Raw genomic sequence first — 353 nt, forward strand, 5'->3', positions numbered from 1 at the left:
GGTGATTTTTCCATACAGTGGATTTTTAGGGCGATTATCTTCTGGCAGGTAATCGCGTTTATCCTCACCATATTGCACGGTGTATTGACCGGGTGGTGCATTCTCAATTTTTGCTTTACCGCTGTCATCTAAGTTACCAGTCAGCGCTGTGCCGTTTGCAAATCGAATGGTATATGGTGCGCCCATAATTGGGCTACCATCTTGATAGGTATAAGACAACTCAATGGTACTGCTCGCCATGGTAGCGATGCCATCGGCGGCAAGTGAGAGTCGAGCATTCTCAGAGAGGGCTTGAATTTGCGGTACACTCGGCATCGTGGCGCTTTGTTTACCACCAATATCTTGCTCCATGC

At 47.9% G+C, this 353-nt stretch carries 1 pseudogene; it reads right to left on the minus strand.

The window, feature by feature from the left end:
- Positions 1 to 353 (minus strand): annotated as a pseudogene (locus BB427_RS24320) (contractile injection system protein, VgrG/Pvc8 family); the annotation flags it as partial.

It is taken from the genome of Pseudoalteromonas sp. BMB (genome assembly GCF_001709235.1).
Lineage (GTDB): Bacteria > Pseudomonadota > Gammaproteobacteria > Enterobacterales > Alteromonadaceae > Pseudoalteromonas > Pseudoalteromonas maricaloris.